Source organism: Acidobacteriota bacterium (genome assembly GCA_035471785.1).
In the GTDB taxonomy this organism is placed as follows: Bacteria; Acidobacteriota; UBA6911; order RPQK01; family DATIPO01; genus JANQFM01.
In genome coordinates this window covers 41,429-58,744 of sequence record DATIPQ010000049.1, presented here as the reverse complement: position 1 = coordinate 58,744, position 17,316 = coordinate 41,429, and the positions used below count along the sequence as shown (strand labels likewise).

General features: G+C 60.1%; 11 protein-coding genes. 7 read left to right on the top strand and 4 right to left on the bottom strand.

Annotated features, from left to right (window positions below; all coding sequences use genetic code 11):
• The first annotated feature begins 48 nt into the window (after positions 1-48).
• On the top strand, positions 49-1,365 hold the full coding sequence (locus tag VLU25_07550; protein HSR67780.1) for a hypothetical protein: 1,317 nt from the start codon (positions 49-51) through the stop codon (positions 1,363-1,365).
• Positions 1,358-3,337, top strand: coding sequence for an alginate lyase family protein (locus VLU25_07545; protein HSR67779.1), 1,980 nt, complete (start codon positions 1,358-1,360; stop codon positions 3,335-3,337). Before VLU25_07550 ends, VLU25_07545 begins: the two co-directional genes overlap by 8 nt.
• A gap of 21 nt (positions 3,338-3,358) precedes the next feature.
• On the opposite strand, the gene VLU25_07540 is transcribed toward VLU25_07545, so the two are convergent.
• Positions 3,359-4,510, bottom strand: a complete 1,152-nt coding sequence (locus VLU25_07540) for a Gfo/Idh/MocA family oxidoreductase (protein HSR67778.1) — start codon at positions 4,508-4,510, stop codon at positions 3,359-3,361.
• A 41-nt stretch (positions 4,511-4,551) separates the two neighbouring features.
• Complete coding sequence (locus VLU25_07535) at positions 4,552-5,910, bottom strand: glycosyltransferase (protein ID HSR67777.1); 1,359 nt, start codon at positions 5,908-5,910, stop codon at positions 4,552-4,554.
• Positions 5,911-6,276: 366 nt separating this feature from the next.
• On the opposite strand from VLU25_07535, the gene VLU25_07530 reads away from it, so the two are divergent.
• The 4 genes from VLU25_07530 to VLU25_07515 all read left to right on the top strand — a co-directional run bounded on the left by VLU25_07530 (position 6,277) and on the right by VLU25_07515 (position 12,503).
• Positions 6,277-8,313 carry a bi-domain-containing oxidoreductase gene (locus VLU25_07530; GenBank protein ID HSR67776.1) on the top strand — a complete coding sequence of 679 codons (2,037 nt, stop codon included), beginning with the start codon at positions 6,277-6,279 and terminating at the stop codon, positions 8,311-8,313.
• Positions 8,301-10,043, top strand: a complete 1,743-nt coding sequence (locus VLU25_07525) for an alginate lyase family protein (GenBank protein ID HSR67775.1) — start codon at positions 8,301-8,303, stop codon at positions 10,041-10,043. Before VLU25_07530 ends, VLU25_07525 begins: the two co-directional genes overlap by 13 nt.
• Positions 10,043-11,272 (top strand): glycosyltransferase family 4 protein, encoded by a 1,230-nt coding sequence (locus tag VLU25_07520; GenBank protein HSR67774.1) that lies wholly within the window; start codon positions 10,043-10,045, stop codon positions 11,270-11,272. Before VLU25_07525 ends, VLU25_07520 begins: the two co-directional genes overlap by 1 nt.
• Before the next feature lie 184 nt (positions 11,273-11,456).
• Entirely contained in the window at positions 11,457-12,503 is a 1,047-nt protein-coding gene (locus tag VLU25_07515; protein ID HSR67773.1) for an MraY family glycosyltransferase, read from the top strand.
• Positions 12,504-12,702: 199 nt separating this feature from the next.
• Here the strand turns inward: VLU25_07515 and VLU25_07510 are convergent, their stop codons facing one another.
• Complete coding sequence (locus VLU25_07510; protein ID HSR67772.1) at positions 12,703-14,277, bottom strand: hypothetical protein; 1,575 nt, start codon at positions 14,275-14,277, stop codon at positions 12,703-12,705.
• Between the two features lie 348 nt (positions 14,278-14,625).
• Positions 14,626-16,011 (bottom strand): O-antigen ligase family protein, encoded by a 1,386-nt coding sequence (locus VLU25_07505; GenBank protein ID HSR67771.1) that lies wholly within the window; start codon positions 16,009-16,011, stop codon positions 14,626-14,628.
• A gap of 104 nt (positions 16,012-16,115) precedes the next feature.
• Here VLU25_07505 and VLU25_07500 point away from each other — a divergent pair, with 104 nt between their 5' ends.
• Entirely contained in the window at positions 16,116-17,300 is a 1,185-nt protein-coding gene (locus tag VLU25_07500) for a DegT/DnrJ/EryC1/StrS family aminotransferase (protein HSR67770.1), read from the top strand.
• Positions 17,301-17,316 lie beyond the last annotated feature (16 nt).

Here is a 17,316-nt window from a genome sequence, read left to right as displayed (position 1 = left end):
CCCGTATCCTGGATGCTTTCGTGCCTCGTCACCGCCAACCAATAGCAAATGTGGTCCATCCTTGGAATCAGCATACTGCTCGTTGCCGCACTGATCGTCCACTACCTGCTGGTGGCGCAGGGGAGGATCATCGTTGGACCGGAAACCTACATCATCCTCATGGGGATTTCCACCTTCGCGACGACGGCTTATGCCGGTTGGTCAGACGGTCAAGCTGGGCATCCCTACGCTGTATTCATCGGTATGGGCCTGCTCGCCTACATGGCTGGGATCGTCGTGTTCTCGGCTCTGGCCAGGTTTCGGCATCGAGCGGATTTGAAGGCCTTCCAAGAGCGGGCCTGGGTCGACGATCTGCACGGCGTGCAGTTCGCCGCGTTCTTGGCCATCGGCCTGGTATCAGCCTTGGTCGCCGCAGCCTACTTCTTTCTGCTGGGATTCTTCGTACCGTACGACGCTTTCCAGAGCCTTCTGGCCGGCGGTCCGGCGCTGATGATCGAGGTTTACAACCAGCTCCGCGAAACTAGTTCCTCCGGCGGAGCTTACCTGGGCCTGGGTTACGTGTCTCAATTCAAGAACGTCCTTCTGCCGCTGGTGACCGTCCTGCTGTATTTCCGGCAGAAGGTGCGTCCCTCTCTGGGGCACAGACTGCTGTTCCTCCTCTTCCTTCTAGCTTCCGTGCTGTCGCTCGTTGGCAGAGGCGCCCGCTTCCCGCTGGCCAACTTCGGCGCCCTTTTCTTGATCATCGGCACGGCCCGCTACATGTTTCCCTACCGTTTCACGCGGACCCAATTGACCACCATCGCCGTGGTCTTCCTGATTCTCCTCAGCGTGCTGACGTTGATGATGGGAGCGCGGGGGCAGAGGAAGTGGTCCCAACACCCTCTCCTGTGGGCTCCCTTCCAGGTGGTGGAAAGGGTCAGCGTCGGTCCGGCTCTGGAACGCTATGAAGTTTATGAGAGGTTTCTGGTTCACAGCGAGCCCCAGTGGGGGCTCGGCATTGTGGAGGAGTTGGAGCACGTGCTTCCAGGGCGGATCAATTATACGCTCTCCAATCGGCTGCATGAGATGCTATACGGCAACCCCCTGGGGAACGTCAGCCTGGACATCTGGGGCAGCTTGTGGTACGACTTCCGTTGGTGGAGTTTGGGCTTGCTGTTCGCGTTCGGCGGCTTCAGCCACCTGTTCTACGTGAGGCTGCTGCGGGGGCCAAAGCGCTTCATCCGCGTGGTGACGCTGAGCTACGCCGGATTCATCCTCGGCTTCGCCACCGATCTACAAGTGCTGATCCTTCACGGATTTGTCACCTGCCTGATATTCCTTGCCATCATTTGGGCCGTTCGGCAGGTGAGGCGGATCCGTGGTTAGCGACCTGCTCCACTTGGCCCGTGAAACCCGGCGCCGTCCCTTCTCTTTCTTGTTGCGAAAACTGCGGGACCGGCTCTTTGCCAAAGCCCGCAGCGTTCTGGAGGCGGTAGGAGGACGGCCTTACGCAACCCAACTTTCATCAACTCGCCAGCGATCGCAGATACTGATTCTCGGTACCCGCGGCTTGGACCGGGCCCTGACTCATCTGCGTCAAAACCGTCCCCAAGCCCTCGACAACCTGTTGCGGCAAGCGGAGCGCATCATGGGCGGCCAAAGCAAACTGCTTTCGGTTGATGTCGACCTGCGGCCCCCGATTGACTGGCACTACGATCCCGCGTCAGGCCGGCGCTGGCCCTTCCGTTTCCACACTCGCTACCGCTATGCAGATATCCTCGATTGGGAACATCCCAGTGACATCAAGGTGCCATGGGAAATGAGCCGCCTGCAGTACTTGCCGGTGCTGGCTTTGGCCGCACGCGTCTCGGGAGAGGAACGGTTCGCCGGAAGAGCAGCCGAGTTGATGAAGGACTTTCGCCGCAACAACCCGGTCGGATACGGCGTGGGATGGGCCATCGGCATGGAAGCTTCGTTGAGGGCCATCAGTTTGATTTGGACGGCTGAGATCCTCTCCGGAACAGCATGGGAGGATCGATTTGACGGCCCTGAACTACGAAACCTCCTCGCCGAGCATGGCCGCTTCATATATCGCAATCTGGAATACAGCGACATCAGCGGCAACCACTATACAAGCTGCCTGGTAGGGCTGCTCTACCTCGGACTCTATCTCCCTGAGGAGCGGGAGTCCTCCAAGTGGGTGCGCTTGGCGCAGCGCGAGCTTGAAGGCGAGATCGTGAGACAAGTCTATCCCGACGGGGTATGCCACGAAGGGTCGATCCCCTATCACCGCCTGGTTTTAGAGCTGTTTCTCCATGCTGCGGTCGTTTGCCGCCGACGCGGAATCGAACTGGAAGACAAGTATCTTGAACGGCTTGAGCGCATGTTCGAATTCGTGGCCGCCTACAGCAAGCCGGACGGATTGGTTCCAGTCTGGGGAGATGCTGATGACGGACGTGTGCTTTCAGTCGGCCATCAGCCAATCAACGATCATCGGTACCTCCTTGGCATTGGCGCCGCATTCTGCGGGCGGGCAGATCTGTGGGCCCATGCAGACGGCTTGTCCCTGGACGCGCTGATTCTCATCGGAGCACTCGAAGGGGAAACGATCAGGAAACTGCCGCCAACGACTGCGCCGAAAACTAAGAGCAAGGGATTCGAGCAGGGCGGATTCTACGTAATCCGCCGTAAGGATGATTACTGCATGATCGACTGCGGCGATGTCGGTTTGAAGGGGCGAGGAGGCCATGGGCACAACGACGCCTTGAGCGTCGAAGTCTCAGTGGGAGGGCGAGATCTACTCGTCGACAGCGGATGTTCCTCCTACACGCGATCCATCGATGAACGGTTGAGATGCATCGCCGCCTCTGCCCACAACGTGGCCATCGTCGATCAGACCGAGCCCGCTCCGCTGAGCAGGCAGAGATTCCCTCATGCAACAGCCTGCCCGGTGCAAGTTCTACTCTGGGACGCCGCCTCCCGGGTCTTCGTCGGTCGCCACTTCGGATTCGCCTCCCTGGGGGTGGACTACTATGAACGGAGGGTCGAAACGGGCCGTCGGAATGTGGCCTTCGTCATCTCCGACCGAATCGCCGGGAAGGGCTCGCACGAAGTGCACTGGCACTTTCAACTGGCCGCCGGCTGGGAGGCGGAGCTGAGAGGAGAAGAGATCCGCTGCGCCAGGGCAACAGGACCCGAAGTCCGGTTGCGCTGGAGTGGGGCGACGTTGTCCTGGTCGATCCGAGAGAACGCACGTTACCCCCAGTATGGGAACCCTCAGAAACACTGTCGGCTGCGAGCTTCCACCGGCCAAATGCCGCTTCCCCTGTATGCCCGCTTTGAGATCGAGGCACTGTGACAAGATGAGCAGTCATCCCGCCTAATCTGAGGGAAACGAGCGGCTGAATTCCTCGATCTGGCGGGATTGCTGTGTCTCCAGCGCCTCCCTGGTTTCCAGGAAAAGAAGTCCGGTTTCCCAGATGTAGGCCACGTCCTCGCCCTCGTTGTCGCCGCGCACCATGCGGTAGCTGGCCAGGATGCGGCTCTCGTGGCCGTGGTCGCGGAACAACCCTGACCGGTTGAGCTTCCGTTCTCCGATCTCGATCGTCAAGGTCTTGAAGTCGTCCATAGAGACCAGCACGTCTCCTTTGTGGGCCGCGAAACGCTCGCGAACCCCCTCGAACGTATGGCCCTTGGCGGAGAAGGTGATTGCGGCGATCGAACCATCTCCAAACAGGTAGGTGAAGGCGATGTCGCAGTCCGAGCGGTCCGAGCGAGTCGGTGTGATGATGATCGGAAAGCGCTTCTGAGCCGGAACCAAATGGTAGACGAAATCGGTCCAATGACAGAGATTGCCCAGCACCCGGCCTCCCTCCTGTTCCTGAAAATACCAATGATCGGGATCGATCTGATGGCCTGCCAAAAACCAGTTGAAGATAGCTGGCCCCGACTGGGCGTCGAGATACTTGCGGATTAGGGTGCCGATGCGGCTGCAAGGACGGTTAAAGCCCAGTGTGGCTTTGCCGTTCGTCTCCAGGAGCGCCCGACAAAGGCGGGTCAGTTGGTCACGATTCACACAGTGAGGCTTTTCGATGTGAACAGCTTTGCCTCTACGAAGTGCTCTGATCGCATATTCGGCATGGGACGCATGGTTGGAAGCAACGTACACGATGTCGATTGCCGGATCAGCGAGGATCTGCTCGGCATCGGTTGTAAAATATTGCAGCGCAAAGCTGCGGCAAAGTGACGCTGCCCGAGCAGGGTTGATGTCCATACAGCCGCGCAGAATCTTGGAACCGAAATTCTGGCGCAGGTAGTATGCAATGTTGCTGTAGGCGAAGTTGCCGCATCCTATCAATCCCACGTGTCCGCCAGCCGCTGGATCGGACGGCGGCCGGTAAGCAACTGGGGCACTCCTTTTCATGTGATATTGAGCCCGCACCTTAATCCAAGTCCGCCGAATTCCATAGAGAAGAACATAGCGCAGGACCTTGCGGATTCTAAAGAGCAGGGGTTGTTGAGTGTAGTCCATGGGATCGCGGTCGTCCGGGAGTCACCGTCACCGACTTCGTCTCAAGCCGTTTGTTCGTTGCGGGCGGCGTTGTCTAGTTGTCGAGCGAGGTCCGCGGTGAGCGTGCGCCGTTCGAAGCGACGGCGCTGCTCTCGCCTTTCCGTGGGCGTCAAGGGGCCGGAACCTTCCATGTGCCACCTGAAGATTCGCTCTAGGGCGCAGACGGTACCCCGGCAATCCCCCTGGCGCAGCACCAGCCCGCCGGTCTTGCGGACGATTTCGGCGGCGTCCCCGTCAGGGCCGATCATCAGGATCGGGGAGTCGACAGCCACGTACTCGAACAGCTTCCCCGGGATGGTGATGACATGCCGTGCGGGGTCAAGCTCTTTGATCAGCAGCAAGAGCGCCGAAGCCCCTTTCAAATAACTCAGGGATTCCGAATGGGGAAGATAGCCCAGCACCTCGGCACACAGGTCCGCACTAGTTTGCCAGTGGGAGATCTCCTCTCTAATCTCGGGATCGCAGCGCCCAACCAGCCGAAGGACGGCCCGCTGCCGAAAGTCCTCGTTATCTCGGGCCAGTCGACTCCATGCCTTGCAAAATGCCCTCAGGGCGGGCTTGTGGTGCGAATAGAGAGAACCGGAATAAACCATCAGGAACTTCCCGCCCGGCTCCTGGGCTTTGAGGCGGTCCAATTCCTGTGCGTCATAGCCATTGGTAATCACTCGGACCTTGTCCTCCAAACCAGGATGGACCGCCAGAAGACGCTGTCGCATGGTTTCAGAGATCACAACAATGCGGGCAGCTTGCTTCATGGTGGCGCTTTCCAGTTTGCGGTCAACCGCAGCATGCAGCCAAGTAGCACTCGGCAGATACGGATCCAGGGTCCAAGGGTCGCGCAGGTCTAGGACAAGCGGAAGGCTGCTGAGTCGGCTGACAATCAGTCCAATGACTCCCGAGGAGTAGCTGGGCGCGGTTGCATAGATGGCCGATATCTCCGCGTGTCGGATTTCGCGAAGTGCAGCCCAGACGGCGAAGGGAGCCCACAACATCCGATCATCTGGCACGAAGAGCCAGCGCCTCAAGGCTCTTCCCCATTCGCGGGCTTTGGAGCTGACGGCCTGATCGGAACCGGGCGCTGCTTTGCCCGCAGCACCGTTCTTCGGCCGCCGTGCCCGCCGAATCAGCCATAACAAGCGCCGCAGTTCCAAGGTCTCCGTCCGAACGATTCGCACCTCTTCCGGCACTCGGGTCAACAACGTAGGGTCCTTTACGGGATAGGCGACCTCGCGCACCGTTAGGACGACAGGAAACCAACCGAACTCGGGCAGGTACTTCGCAAAGAAAAGAGGTCTTTGAATTCCAGCACCTCCGATAGGCGGGAAATCGTTTGCAATAAAGAGCACTCTCTTTTCACTCATCAGCATGCCTCTAAATTTCCAAGGTCCTCTCGCGTCAGCCCGAGCCGCCGCCGTTGCAGCGCTGAGGATTGCGGTATCCTTGGGTCGTGGCTCAGAGTCCCCTCAGTCAAGCGGGGGTTCCGACTTCGATCCGGCGGTTTCACCGTGCTTGCCATCAAAGGCGCGCCGGACTCGATTATCATACGGTTTTTTAACCAGTTTCGTGAGAAAGTAGAGGCGGCGCAAATGAAGCAACTCGTTCAAAACATCCGAAACGGTCAGATCCGGCTGCTTGACGTTCCAGCTCCTTTGGCCGAGGCGGGGTATGTGGTTATCGCGAATCTCGCGTCTTTGATCTCTGCGGGCACGGAGAAGGCCCTCCGGGAGTTGGCCAAGAAGTCGCTGCTTCAGAAGGCCCGAGGACGGCCCGACCATGTCCGCAGAGTGCTTGAAAAACTCCGGCAGGAGGGTCTGATCGCGACATGGAAGCAGGTGCGCAGCCGGCTAGAGGAGCCGATGCCTCTGGGTTACAGTTCGGCAGGGGTCGTGCTGGCTTGCGGCAAGGGGATCGGGCACATCAAGCCTGGGGACCGGGTGGCTTCCAATGGTTGCCATGCCGAGGTGGTGAGCGTTCCCCGTCATCTCTGCGCTCGAATACCTGATGGAGTGGACGATGAACATGCAGCCTTTACCGTGCTGGGGGCGATCGCTCTGCAGGGTGTTCGCCTGGCGAGGCTTTCCCTGGGGGAAAGCGCGTTAGTCATCGGACTCGGACTGGTCGGCCAGCTCACGGTCTCGCTGCTCAAGGCCGCGGGCTGCCGGGTTGTCGCAACCGACCTGGAAAAATCGAAGTGCGAATTGGCCTTGCAGATGGGCGCCGACGTCGCACAGCCCGATCTGAGCGCTTCCGATGTTGAAGACCTGACGGGCGGTCTGGGAGCCGACGCGGTTCTGATCGCCGCGGCAACCTCCTCTGACGGCCCGATCACCCTCGCAGGAGAGGCGGTGCGAAAAAAGGGCCGGGTAGTCATCGTCGGTGCGGTGGGGACTCGCTTTCCCCGCGCTCCCTATTACTTTAAGGAAGCCGAGATCGTCGTTTCCAGCTCCTATGGACCCGGGCGCTACGATCCCCTGTATGAAGAGAGGGGCCGGGATTATCCTGCGGCCTATGTGCGTTGGACCGAACAGCGCAACTTGCAAGCGGTCCTCGACCTGATGGCTTCCGGTCGTCTCGATGTGGGCCCGCTGATCACACACCGTTTCCGTCTGGACCAGGCCGAGGAAGCCTACCAGCTCATCGAGAAAGGCTCCGAACCTTTCATCGGGGTGCTCTTAGGATACCCGAGGGAGATTCCGGACAAGTCGGAGCGGAGGATCGTGTTGCGGGCCCCGGCAGCCTCGGGGACCATCGGAATCGGATGCGTGGGAGCAGGCAACTTCGCCCGAGCGGTTCTGATTCCCGCTTTGCGGGAGGTGTCGGACTTCAAGCCTCGGGTCATCTGCTCGGCGGGGGGCCTGTCGGCGGCCGAGGCTGGCCGCAGATTCGGATTTGAAACAGTTACAACCGATGAAGAAGCCATCTTCACTGACCCTGAGGTAGACGCGGTATTCGTTGCCACGCCTCATCACCTGCACGCATCGCAAGTCATCCGGAGCTTAGAGGCCGGCAAGCATGTCTTTGTCGAGAAGCCGCTGGCGCTGAGGACGGAAGAGGTCCTGGCCATTGAGGAGCAGCTTGCAGGCCACGAGGGGCGGGGGCCCCTGCTGATGGTCGGCTTCAATCGCCGATTCTCGCCGGCGGCGCGGAAAGTGGCCGAGTTCTATCAAGAGCGTTCCGCCCCTTTGACTCTGTCCTTCCGCTTTAACGCAGGCCCGCTGCCCGCCGATCACTGGATTCAGGACGAGGAGCTAGGCGGGGGACGAATCGTCGGGGAAGCCTGCCATGCCATCGATTTGGTGACCTTTCTGACCGGTTCGCCTCCCGTTCGGGTATTCGCCGAGTCCATCGGGGGGAGCGACTCGTCAAAGGTCACCGACGACCAATGTTTCATCACTCTTCGCCACGCCGACGGGTCTGTTTCAAGCATTGGCTATCTCGCCGGGGGGGACCGTGCCTTTCCGAAGGAGCGTCTAGAGATCTTCGGCGGCGGCAAAGTCGCCGTGATCGACAACTGGCGTGAAGTGACAACCACGGCAGGCGGCAGGATGCGGCGGGAGAAGAAGTTTCGGCAAGACAAGGGGCACCGCGACGAAGTACGGGCATTCGCCCAATCCATCCTGACAGGCGGGCCAGCCCCCATCCCTTGGCTTCATCTGCGCAGCGTAGCCCTGGCCTCTATTCTGGCGGTGCGGAGTTTGCGGGAGGGGACGCCGCTTGATGTCCCTTCGAGCCCGGGGAGTCTCAGTCGACTATGCCCCAATTGAAACTTTTCGCCTTGCTACGCTTCCTGCGAACCATTCGGCATCTCAAGCCAAGCCAGTTATTCTGGCGGCTGAGGTATGCCCTGGAGCGGAGGACGAAGCCCCAAGTCGGATCTTGGCCTGAAGAGGTAGGCTCGAGTCTGCGGGACGATTTTCCCGAGTTGCCGCCCATCCAGCCTTCGGGACCATCCGGGACCGCTCTGGTTGAGAGGCTTGAGAAAGGAGTCTTCGAGCATCTCGGGCGGGCGGTTGAGATTGGCCGAGAGAATCCTCATTGGCATCTCGGGGAGGTGAGACGAGAACGGCTCTGGGTGATCACGCTCCACTACCATGGCTGGGCTTTCGCGCTGGCCCAGGCAACGAGCGCAACCTCCGCGGCTGCCGATCTCTTTTGTCACTACATTGACGATTGGATCACCCGTTGCGCCCCGCAACGGGCAGGAACGCCAGCCTTGGCCTGGAACAGTTATGCGATCGCCACACGGCTGGGCTGGTGGATCCGCTCATATCGTCTAGCAAGCTGCCGGATCTTCGCCCCTCAGCCTCAACTCAAAGAACGCTTTCTAAGCAGCATTTGGCAACAGGCCGAGCATCTAGCCCGGCATCTGGAGTGGGACCTTCGCGGCAATCATTTGCTGCGCGACGCGGTCGGTTTGGCCATGGCCGGACGCTTTTTCCGACACCCTGCAGCCGAAGCCTGGTTGCAGACCGCCACGAGACTCGCGTCCGATCAAGTCGCCGAACAAGTCCTGGACGACGGGGGTCATTTCGAACGCAGCCCCAAATACCACATCGACGTCATGGAAGATATCCTCCTGCTTTTCAACTTGGTGGAAGATCCGGAGGTCAGACGGACGCTGCGCGAACGGTGGGCCGAGATGGCCCGTTTTTTGACTTGGACTTGTCATCCTGACGGCCAGATCGCCCGCTTGAATGACGGCGTTCCCGGAGCCGCTTGCCCCCCGCAGCGGATGCTTGATCATGGCAGGTTGATCGACCAGCCAATACCCCCGCCCCCCAGCGGAGGCCGTCATTTCCCCGAGACGGGACTTGTGGTTTGGCACGGCAAGGCTTGGAGCGTTTTCTTCGATGTGGGACCGCTTGGCCCAGATTACCAGCCGGGCCACGGACACGCGGATACGTTGACGGTGGAGGTATCGTTTCGGGGGTGCCGTTTGGTCGTCGACCCGGGAACCTACGGCTATGACGACGATGACCGGCGATGCTATGACAGGAGCACTGCTTCTCACAACACCGTTTGTATCGACGACCGAGATTCCAGCGAGGTCTGGCACATCTTCCGGGTCGGGCGACGGGCCCGCCCGCAAGACGTGAACGTCGAAATCGGCTCCGAGGCGATGACCGCCCAAGCCGGGCATGACGGTTATGCTCACATGCTGGGCTCACCGCTTCACCGGCGCTCCCTGCACATCCGGGAGCCGGATGAGATTGAAGTCGTGGACCGGATCGAGGGAGGGGGGCGGCACAAGGCGAGTTGCGGGCTGCTGATCGAGCCGTCTTGGAAGGCTAGTCCCAGGGCCGGAGGTTGGAATCTCGTCAATGGGGACCGTAGAGTGCTGGTAAGGGTCAGCTCTCCTGTCCGCCTCGACCTGTTCGCCGAGCCCCGACCGTACCATCCGGAAATCGGCCAGGAATGTCAGGTTCTTCGGGTGGGCTGGCGCTGGTCTGGTAAACCTCCTCTTGAGGTTCGAGTCCTTCTCCGGGGGAAGTAATGCGTATCTTGTATGTATCCCAGTACTTTCCTCCAGAGATGGGGGCACCGGCAGCCCGTGTCTTTGAATTGGCTCGCGAATGGAGGAAGGCCGGGGCGCAGGTGACGGTGCTGACCGGCTTCGCTCATCACCCGCTTGGCGTCAAGGCCCCAGAAGACCGATGGCGGATGACCCGTCGGGAGAGGGTTGAGGAAATCGATGTGGTACGGTCTTACATTTATGCTGCGCCGAACCGAGGAGTGGGCCGGCGGATGCTCTCATACTTCTCCTTTTTGATGTCCGCGGTCCCGCTGGGCCTGGCGCGCTGTCGGAAACCCGACGTAGTCATAGCCACTTCTCCCCAACTTCTGTGCGCCTGTGCAGGCTACACCTTGGCAAGACTTTGGCGCAGGCCCTTCGTTTTCGAGGTGCGAGATCTCTGGCCCGAGTCGATATTGGCGGTCAAGGCTATGAGCGACAACACGATCGTTCGCTCTTTGAAGCGGCTGGCCCATCACCTTTACCGACACTGCGACTGCATTGTCACGGTCGGCGAAGGCTACCAGAAGGAGATCCACCGACGCTACGGCATCAACCTAGACAAAATGCGCCTCGTTCCCAACGGAATCGATCCGGAGCTGTTCCATCCTGGGCCGAAGGACAATGAGATCCGGCGGAAATTCGGCTGGGGAGACCGGTTCGTGCTTCTCTATCTCGGTACTCTTGGAATGGCCCATGGCCTCCATTGCGTACTCGAAGCAGCGGCCTACCTCCAGGACGACCCCGATAAGCTCTTCGTCTTGGTCGGAGAAGGGGCCGAAAAGGAAGACCTCAAGCGGATGGCGGACCGTATGAAGCTCTCCAATGTTCAGTTTATCGACCAACAGCCCAAGGCGCTCGTGCCCCGGTTTTATGCCGCTTGCGATGTGGGGCTGGTCACTTTGAGGGACACACCCTTGTTTCAGAATGTTTTGCCCAGCAAGATCTTCGAGTATCTGGCTATGGAAAGACCGCTTTTGCTCAGCGTTGGAGGGCAGGCCCGTCAACTAGTGGAAAGTTCCGGCGGGGGGCTGTATGTGCAGCCGGATGACCCCATTGCCCTGGCTCGGGCCATCCGAAAGCTGGAAAGCCGCCAAGCTGAGTTGGAAAGAATGGGCCGTCGGGGCCGCGACTTCGTTCTGGCCCATTACAACCGCCGTGATCAGGCGCGCGGTTACCTCGAACTGCTGCGCGACTTGGCAGCAGGATGAACCGCCAGGCGTCACGCGCCTGGTCCTGACTTAACAGGGTACAATGAGTTTGCCGCTTTGACTTTCGTAATTCAAGAGTCTGGAGGACTACGATATCTTTGAACCAAGTCTCTGGATAGCCGCGATTCTCGCCGCTGGCATCGCAGGGCTGGTGACGCATCTACTCGTGCCACTGATCAGCCGCATGGCCCTAGCCATCAAGGCCGTCGACCATCCCAACGAACGCAAAAAGCACACCGCGGCAATACCTCGCCTGGGCGGGGTGGCCATAGCCATCGGCTTGCTTTTCGGTGTCTCTACGGTGGGTCTCATGTGGCAGCACTGGGAATTTCCGCTGGAGCGGCAAGCTGTGGTGAGCCTAAGCTTGGGCACCTTTCTGATCTTTCTCCTGGGTGTGGTGGACGACCTCATCGGCGTCTCGGCATGGAAGAAACTCCTGATAGAGCTGATCGCGGCGCTCCCGGTGGTTCAGGTCGGCTGGCAGTTCCACGAACTGGCCTACCCCGGAGGCGCGATACATCTCGGCCCACTCAGCGGCGCGCTGACCATGATCTGGATCGTGGGCGTGACCAACGCCATCAATCTCATCGACGGGCTCGACGGGCTGGCGTCCGGGGTCGTGGCCATCATCGGCCTGAGCCTGCTCATCTATTCGATGGCTTACCAGAGCCCCGTGGGAGTGGTGCTGACAGCCGGAATGGTTGGAAGCTGTCTTGGATTCCTGCCCCACAATTGGGAGCCGGCGCGCATATTCATGGGAGACTCGGGTTCTCTGACCCTAGGTTACCTGTTGGGGACTTTGAGTGTCTACACGACGCTCAAGTCGCCGGCCGCTGTCGCGATTCTTGTGCCTATCCTGGCGCTGGGAGTGCCCGTCATCGACACGCTGCTCGTCATGTTGGTGCGCTTCTTGGAACGCCCTAAGGGAGTTTTCACCCGACGCTTCCTGCGGATGTTCCACGCCGACCGCAACCACCTGCACCATCTGATGGAGGTCATCGTCGGCAGCCGCCGCCCAGTCGTCTACTGGGTCTACGGCATGGTCTTGGTTTCCTGCTCCATGGCGTTGATAGTGGCCTTGACCAAGCGCAGCGGGCTCGGCTTGATCCTGCTGGCCGTCGAACTTGGCGCGGTTGCCGCGGTGCGAAGACTAGGCTTGGCGAAGAAGGCGCGATCTATCGCGCGTCGGCAACGTGAAGAATCGGCTGAACTGAGGATCGACGCCCAATAGATTGCGCATCGTCTGCGTATTGCGATACACAAGCAATTCGCGTCCCCTCTCAGCTTGGATGCCACACGGTTCCTTCCATGCTGATCGCCAGGGACCCTGTCGCTCCGGGTAGAGGACCGTCCGATTGTCAGTCTCGCCGCATAAAAAGGAACCCGACCTCGGTAGAGGTCGGGCCTTGCAGGCACGGCTATTCGCCGCACTATTTCTCAGAATTGATCAATGACTCCAGACGCGCCAGACGCGCTTGGAGGTCTTCGATCTGTTGATCCTTGCTCTTCAAGTTGTTGTTGAGTTGCTCGATATAGATGTGGGCCTTCTCGAGCTCGTGCAGGATGCCCGTCGTCTTTTTCGTCAGGTTGAGCGGTTCGCCTTCGGGTGTGGGACCCACGCCCCAGAGGTGCTTGTGCTCCCACATGTAGGCGGAATGCTCTTCGATCGACTCCAGATCATAGTCGATAAAAACCCCGTCACAGGGTCCAGGATCACAAGCGCCCCCTCCTCCGGTAACGAGGTTGCCGCGGATGGTCATGTTGCCATTGACGTCGATGGCCATGTCAGCCGAAGGGGCAGAATCGCGGGTGAACTGGAAGTTAGGCCCTGTCGTACGCAACTCCCAGCGGCGGTTGGCAGCACTGGTGTCTTCCAACGCGAAGCGCACTTCCCCGGCATTGAGCAGTTCCATCGCATCGAGAATGGCATCGCCGCCTGTATCCTCCACACGCAGAGTCGCCGAAGCACCCGAACCTCGCAACACGTGAAGGGATGCGCCCGGGGACGTTCCCGCGCCCATACCGATATTTCCGTCTGGGTCGATGACCAAGGCGTTGTTGTCGGCGCCGGGACGGATCTTGAAGGGCAACGGGCTGCCGTTGGTGGCGTCGCGAACGAAGAAGTTGGTTTCGTTCCCGGCCACGTCCCAAGTCTGAGCCGCGAATCCAGAGGAGGTGTTCTGCTCCAGCCTGAGAGTGGGCGTGTCGCCGTCGGATATGTGCAACTCTACAACAGGATTACTCGTTCCGAGGCCGACGTCTCCTCCCGAGTCGACGCGGAGGGAATTTGAAGGGGCGTTGGCGTCGACCTGGAAGACACCGCGGCCGGTGTCGGCGTCCTGGATCTGAAAGAAGCTGCCGCCGCCATTGTTTTGCGAGTTTGCTACGATGCGCCAGTTAGTGGTGGGAAAACTGGCCGAGTTGGAGGTGTCGTCGAAGTGGATGCGGAGGTTGTTTTCCTTGAGGCGGATAGTATCGGCCCCGAAGGACTCACCGTTGATGCAGTCGAAACCCACGCACAGGCTGCCGCCGTTGATGATGACGTCATCGGCGTGAATGATGTCCCGCGCTCTCAGACCGCCTTCTCGCAGGTCGGGAGAAACGGCCAGACCCGACTCGATGCGGAACTGTCCCGATTGAGCGGGAATGATGCGTCCGGTTTGGACGGACTCGTCGCGGACCCGCACAGAACCGGCGGGGGCAAGAACGATCTCCCAATTGTAGAGGCCGTCTTCCAAAGTGGCGCCGCTTTCGTCGATGAATTCAAAGTAAACGGGATCGCCGGAGGCGAAGCTGGCTTCATGGACGAAACCCTGCGGACCCGTCACGCGAAGCGTTACGCCGCTGTTGGAGGCCCGGACGTTCCAACTGGCGAGATCCGGCGACAGATCCAATTCAACAATTTCTGCGGTCTCTCCCAGGCTGGGCCGGGCCACCTGGGCGCTGGCGATGCCTCCAACGAGGCACGCCACGAAAACTATCAAGGCGACTCTTCTCAAATTCATGAACTGATGCTCCTTCCCTGTCCATGGGTTGAAAAACGAGGTAACTGGCCAGAGAGATTATTACGACTCGTCCTCAATGTCAATACTGGATCGCATTTATCCGGCATAATTTCCAACGCTGGCTGCTCTTCTAGAGTTTCGGCCCTGTTCTGAGACTCGGCGGCTGCGTCAGTGGCGACTGTTAACTTCTCAAGATCGAAGGGACTACGTTCGCAGCAATGATAGCCACTGGCCCCACTTGGTCGGTTATGTCAGCAACTTGGAGGCGGCGGCTAAAGGCGTCAAACGTGAAGCCATCTATTCGCTGTTGCAGATGAGCGATATCGGATTTCGCGGCGAGGCGCCCGATCATCGCTCGACGATACTGGAAAGAGGTTTTCCGTCCCTCTGCCCGCTGGCCGCCCCGGCCAAGAGGATGCCCAAAATCCATCCTGTCTCCATAGCCAGGGACGGAAACAGCGAATCCAACAGGTTGTTGGCGCCAAAAGTCAACAGCAAGGCAAGGCCCGCAGCCGACATCGTCCCGTCGCCTCGGGCGAAGGCCTTCCACCAGCGGATCCCTGCATAACCGAAAGCGGCCAATCCTAACAGGCCGTAGAGAGCCGCGAGTTGGAGCGGCAGGCTGTGCGCGTGGGCTAAGAAAGCATGAGATTCGCTCATGGCCCTAGAATCGACAAGAGCTTCGCCTTCCCTCGCTGAGGCCAACCACCAGCCCAGCTCATCATCCCATCGGCCCGGCCCGATGCCCACGATCGGGCTTTCCATCCAGAGTTCCGCTGCAACTCCAAATATCTGGATACGGGCCTCCATGCTGCGCCACATTCCGGCGCCCATCCGATCGATCCAGTTTTCAGCCGCCGCCTGCAGTGAGGAAGCCTGAGTAAGGAGCAAGCCGCCTAGACTCAAAAGCACGAGCAGAAGAAGGGCGGTACCTCCGATCCGGCTCAAGACAACACGCTTGTTCCCACGGCGGGCCAAGCCGCTTCCCGCCAAAATGCCCAGGCTGCAACTGCCCAAGGCCAAGCGGGAGCCTGACAGCAGGATTGCCAGCAGAGCGCCGAGGGCGGTGGCTCCCCTCAAGAGCGCCCACCTGCCCGGGTTTGCACCGGTTTCCTTGCAGCGACAAGCCAGAAGGCGCGTGGAGGAGAGGACTGCTACCAATCCCATCAATCCTCCGAACTGATTAGGGTTTGACAATGAACCCGACATCCTGGGCAAACTTTCCTGAAAGAGCAGATGCTGAAAGACCAGGCAAAACTGAAGTGCCGTCGTCGCCGCAAGCGCCCAGTCGAGCCACGGTCCCGCATCACTCTCTCGATAAGCATAAAGGGTCAAGCAGGCCACGACGGCCAGTTCGGCATTGCGCAACGTATGGGGAACGATCTTGAACCATTCGATGTTGACGAAGCCGGAAATCGCCACCGACGCCAGCAGTGGCCACCACCAGATCAACGGTCTCCAGTCCCTTACCGGAAGCCCGCCCGCCCGCAGCACCAACGCTGCACAGCAAACCGCCAAGTGCAATTCACTGAAGGAAACGACCACACCCCCCGGCAAAGGCCGAGCCCAATCGAGCGGGAGCGTGACGAAAAGAACCGCTAAACCGGCTTTGGGGTATCGGCAGACGAACAGGGACTGAATCAGGAGGCCTATTCCCAACAGAGGATGAAAACAAGCAAACCCGGCTGCACTCAAAGCAAGGATGGAGATTGCAGCTCCCAGGCGGAAAATCATCGTTTGACTCTAGCTCAAGCCGCCGCTGATTAACAATGCACCGTCGTGTCGGGTCCCCTGATGCGATTTGATCAGGGCAGAGGATTTTTGATCTAATCCTCTCCATGGCCAAGGCCTGGCGAATACCCCTTGCAGCGCCCGATCTCGGGGCCGAAGAAATCGCTGCCGTAACCCGTGTCCTGCAAAGCGGGATGCTAAGCCGAGGCCCTTATCAGGAAGAGCTTGAAAGCGCCTTTGCCCGCTATCTGGGACGCCGCCACGCTATCGGCGTCAATTCCGGGACGAGCGGTCTTCACCTCGCCTTGCTGGCCGCCCGGGTGGCGCCGGGAGACTTGGTCTTAACTACGCCCTTGAGCTTCATCGCCTCTTCCAATTGCATACTTCATTGCAGGGCCACCCCCGTATTCGTCGACGTCGACCCGCAAACCGGCAACCTCGACGAAGCCCAGGCCCTTCAGGCCATGGGCGACCTGGCGGGAGGCGGCACTGCTGGCAGACGATGGCTGCCTCCACTCGTTGGGCGAAGCAGGCGCCTCAAGGCCGTGCTTCCGGTTCATCTGTTCGGCCAGCAGGCACCGCTGGGCGCTATCGTCGATTCGGCGGGGGAACTCGGCGTTGCCGTCATCGAGGACGCCTGCGAGGCCCTGGGAGCCCGGCGCCAAGGCCGGCTGGCCGGCGGTTGGGGTGACGCCGCCGTCTTCGGGTTCTACGCCAACAAGCAGATCACCATGGGCGAAGGCGGGCTGGTGGTGACCGACCATGAGGACTGGGCAGAGCGAATCCGGCACTGGCGAAATCAGTATCCCTGCCAGCCCAAAGGCGGCTGCGACAGGCTGCAGGCCGGATTCAGCTATCGCCTGGATGAAATGAGCGCGGCCCTGGGGCTGACTCAGTTGAAGCGGCTGGAATCGCTGCTGGCCATGCGCAGGGAAGTGGCCCGCCTCTACCAGGACCACTTGGGGGAGATCGAAGGCGTTGAACTGCTCAAGCCTTCGGCAGGCCGCCAAAGCCTCTCCTGGTTCGTCTACCTGATCCGCGTCCGGCGCCGCTTCAGGGACGTCTTAATCGAACGTCTGGCCCAGGAAGGCATTCCGGCCAAGGTGTATTTTCCGCCCATCCACCTGCAAGAGCCCTTCCGATCCCTGCTAGGATATCGGGAAGGGGCCTTCCCGGTTGCTGAAGAATGGGGCGCAACAGCACTTGCTCTTCCCTTCTTCCCCCGGATGGCGCCTGAACAGGTGGCCGGAGTGTGCCGCACGGTGAGAGAAGTGGTGACGTCGAGCGGCTAGCGGGCAGGGATACGGC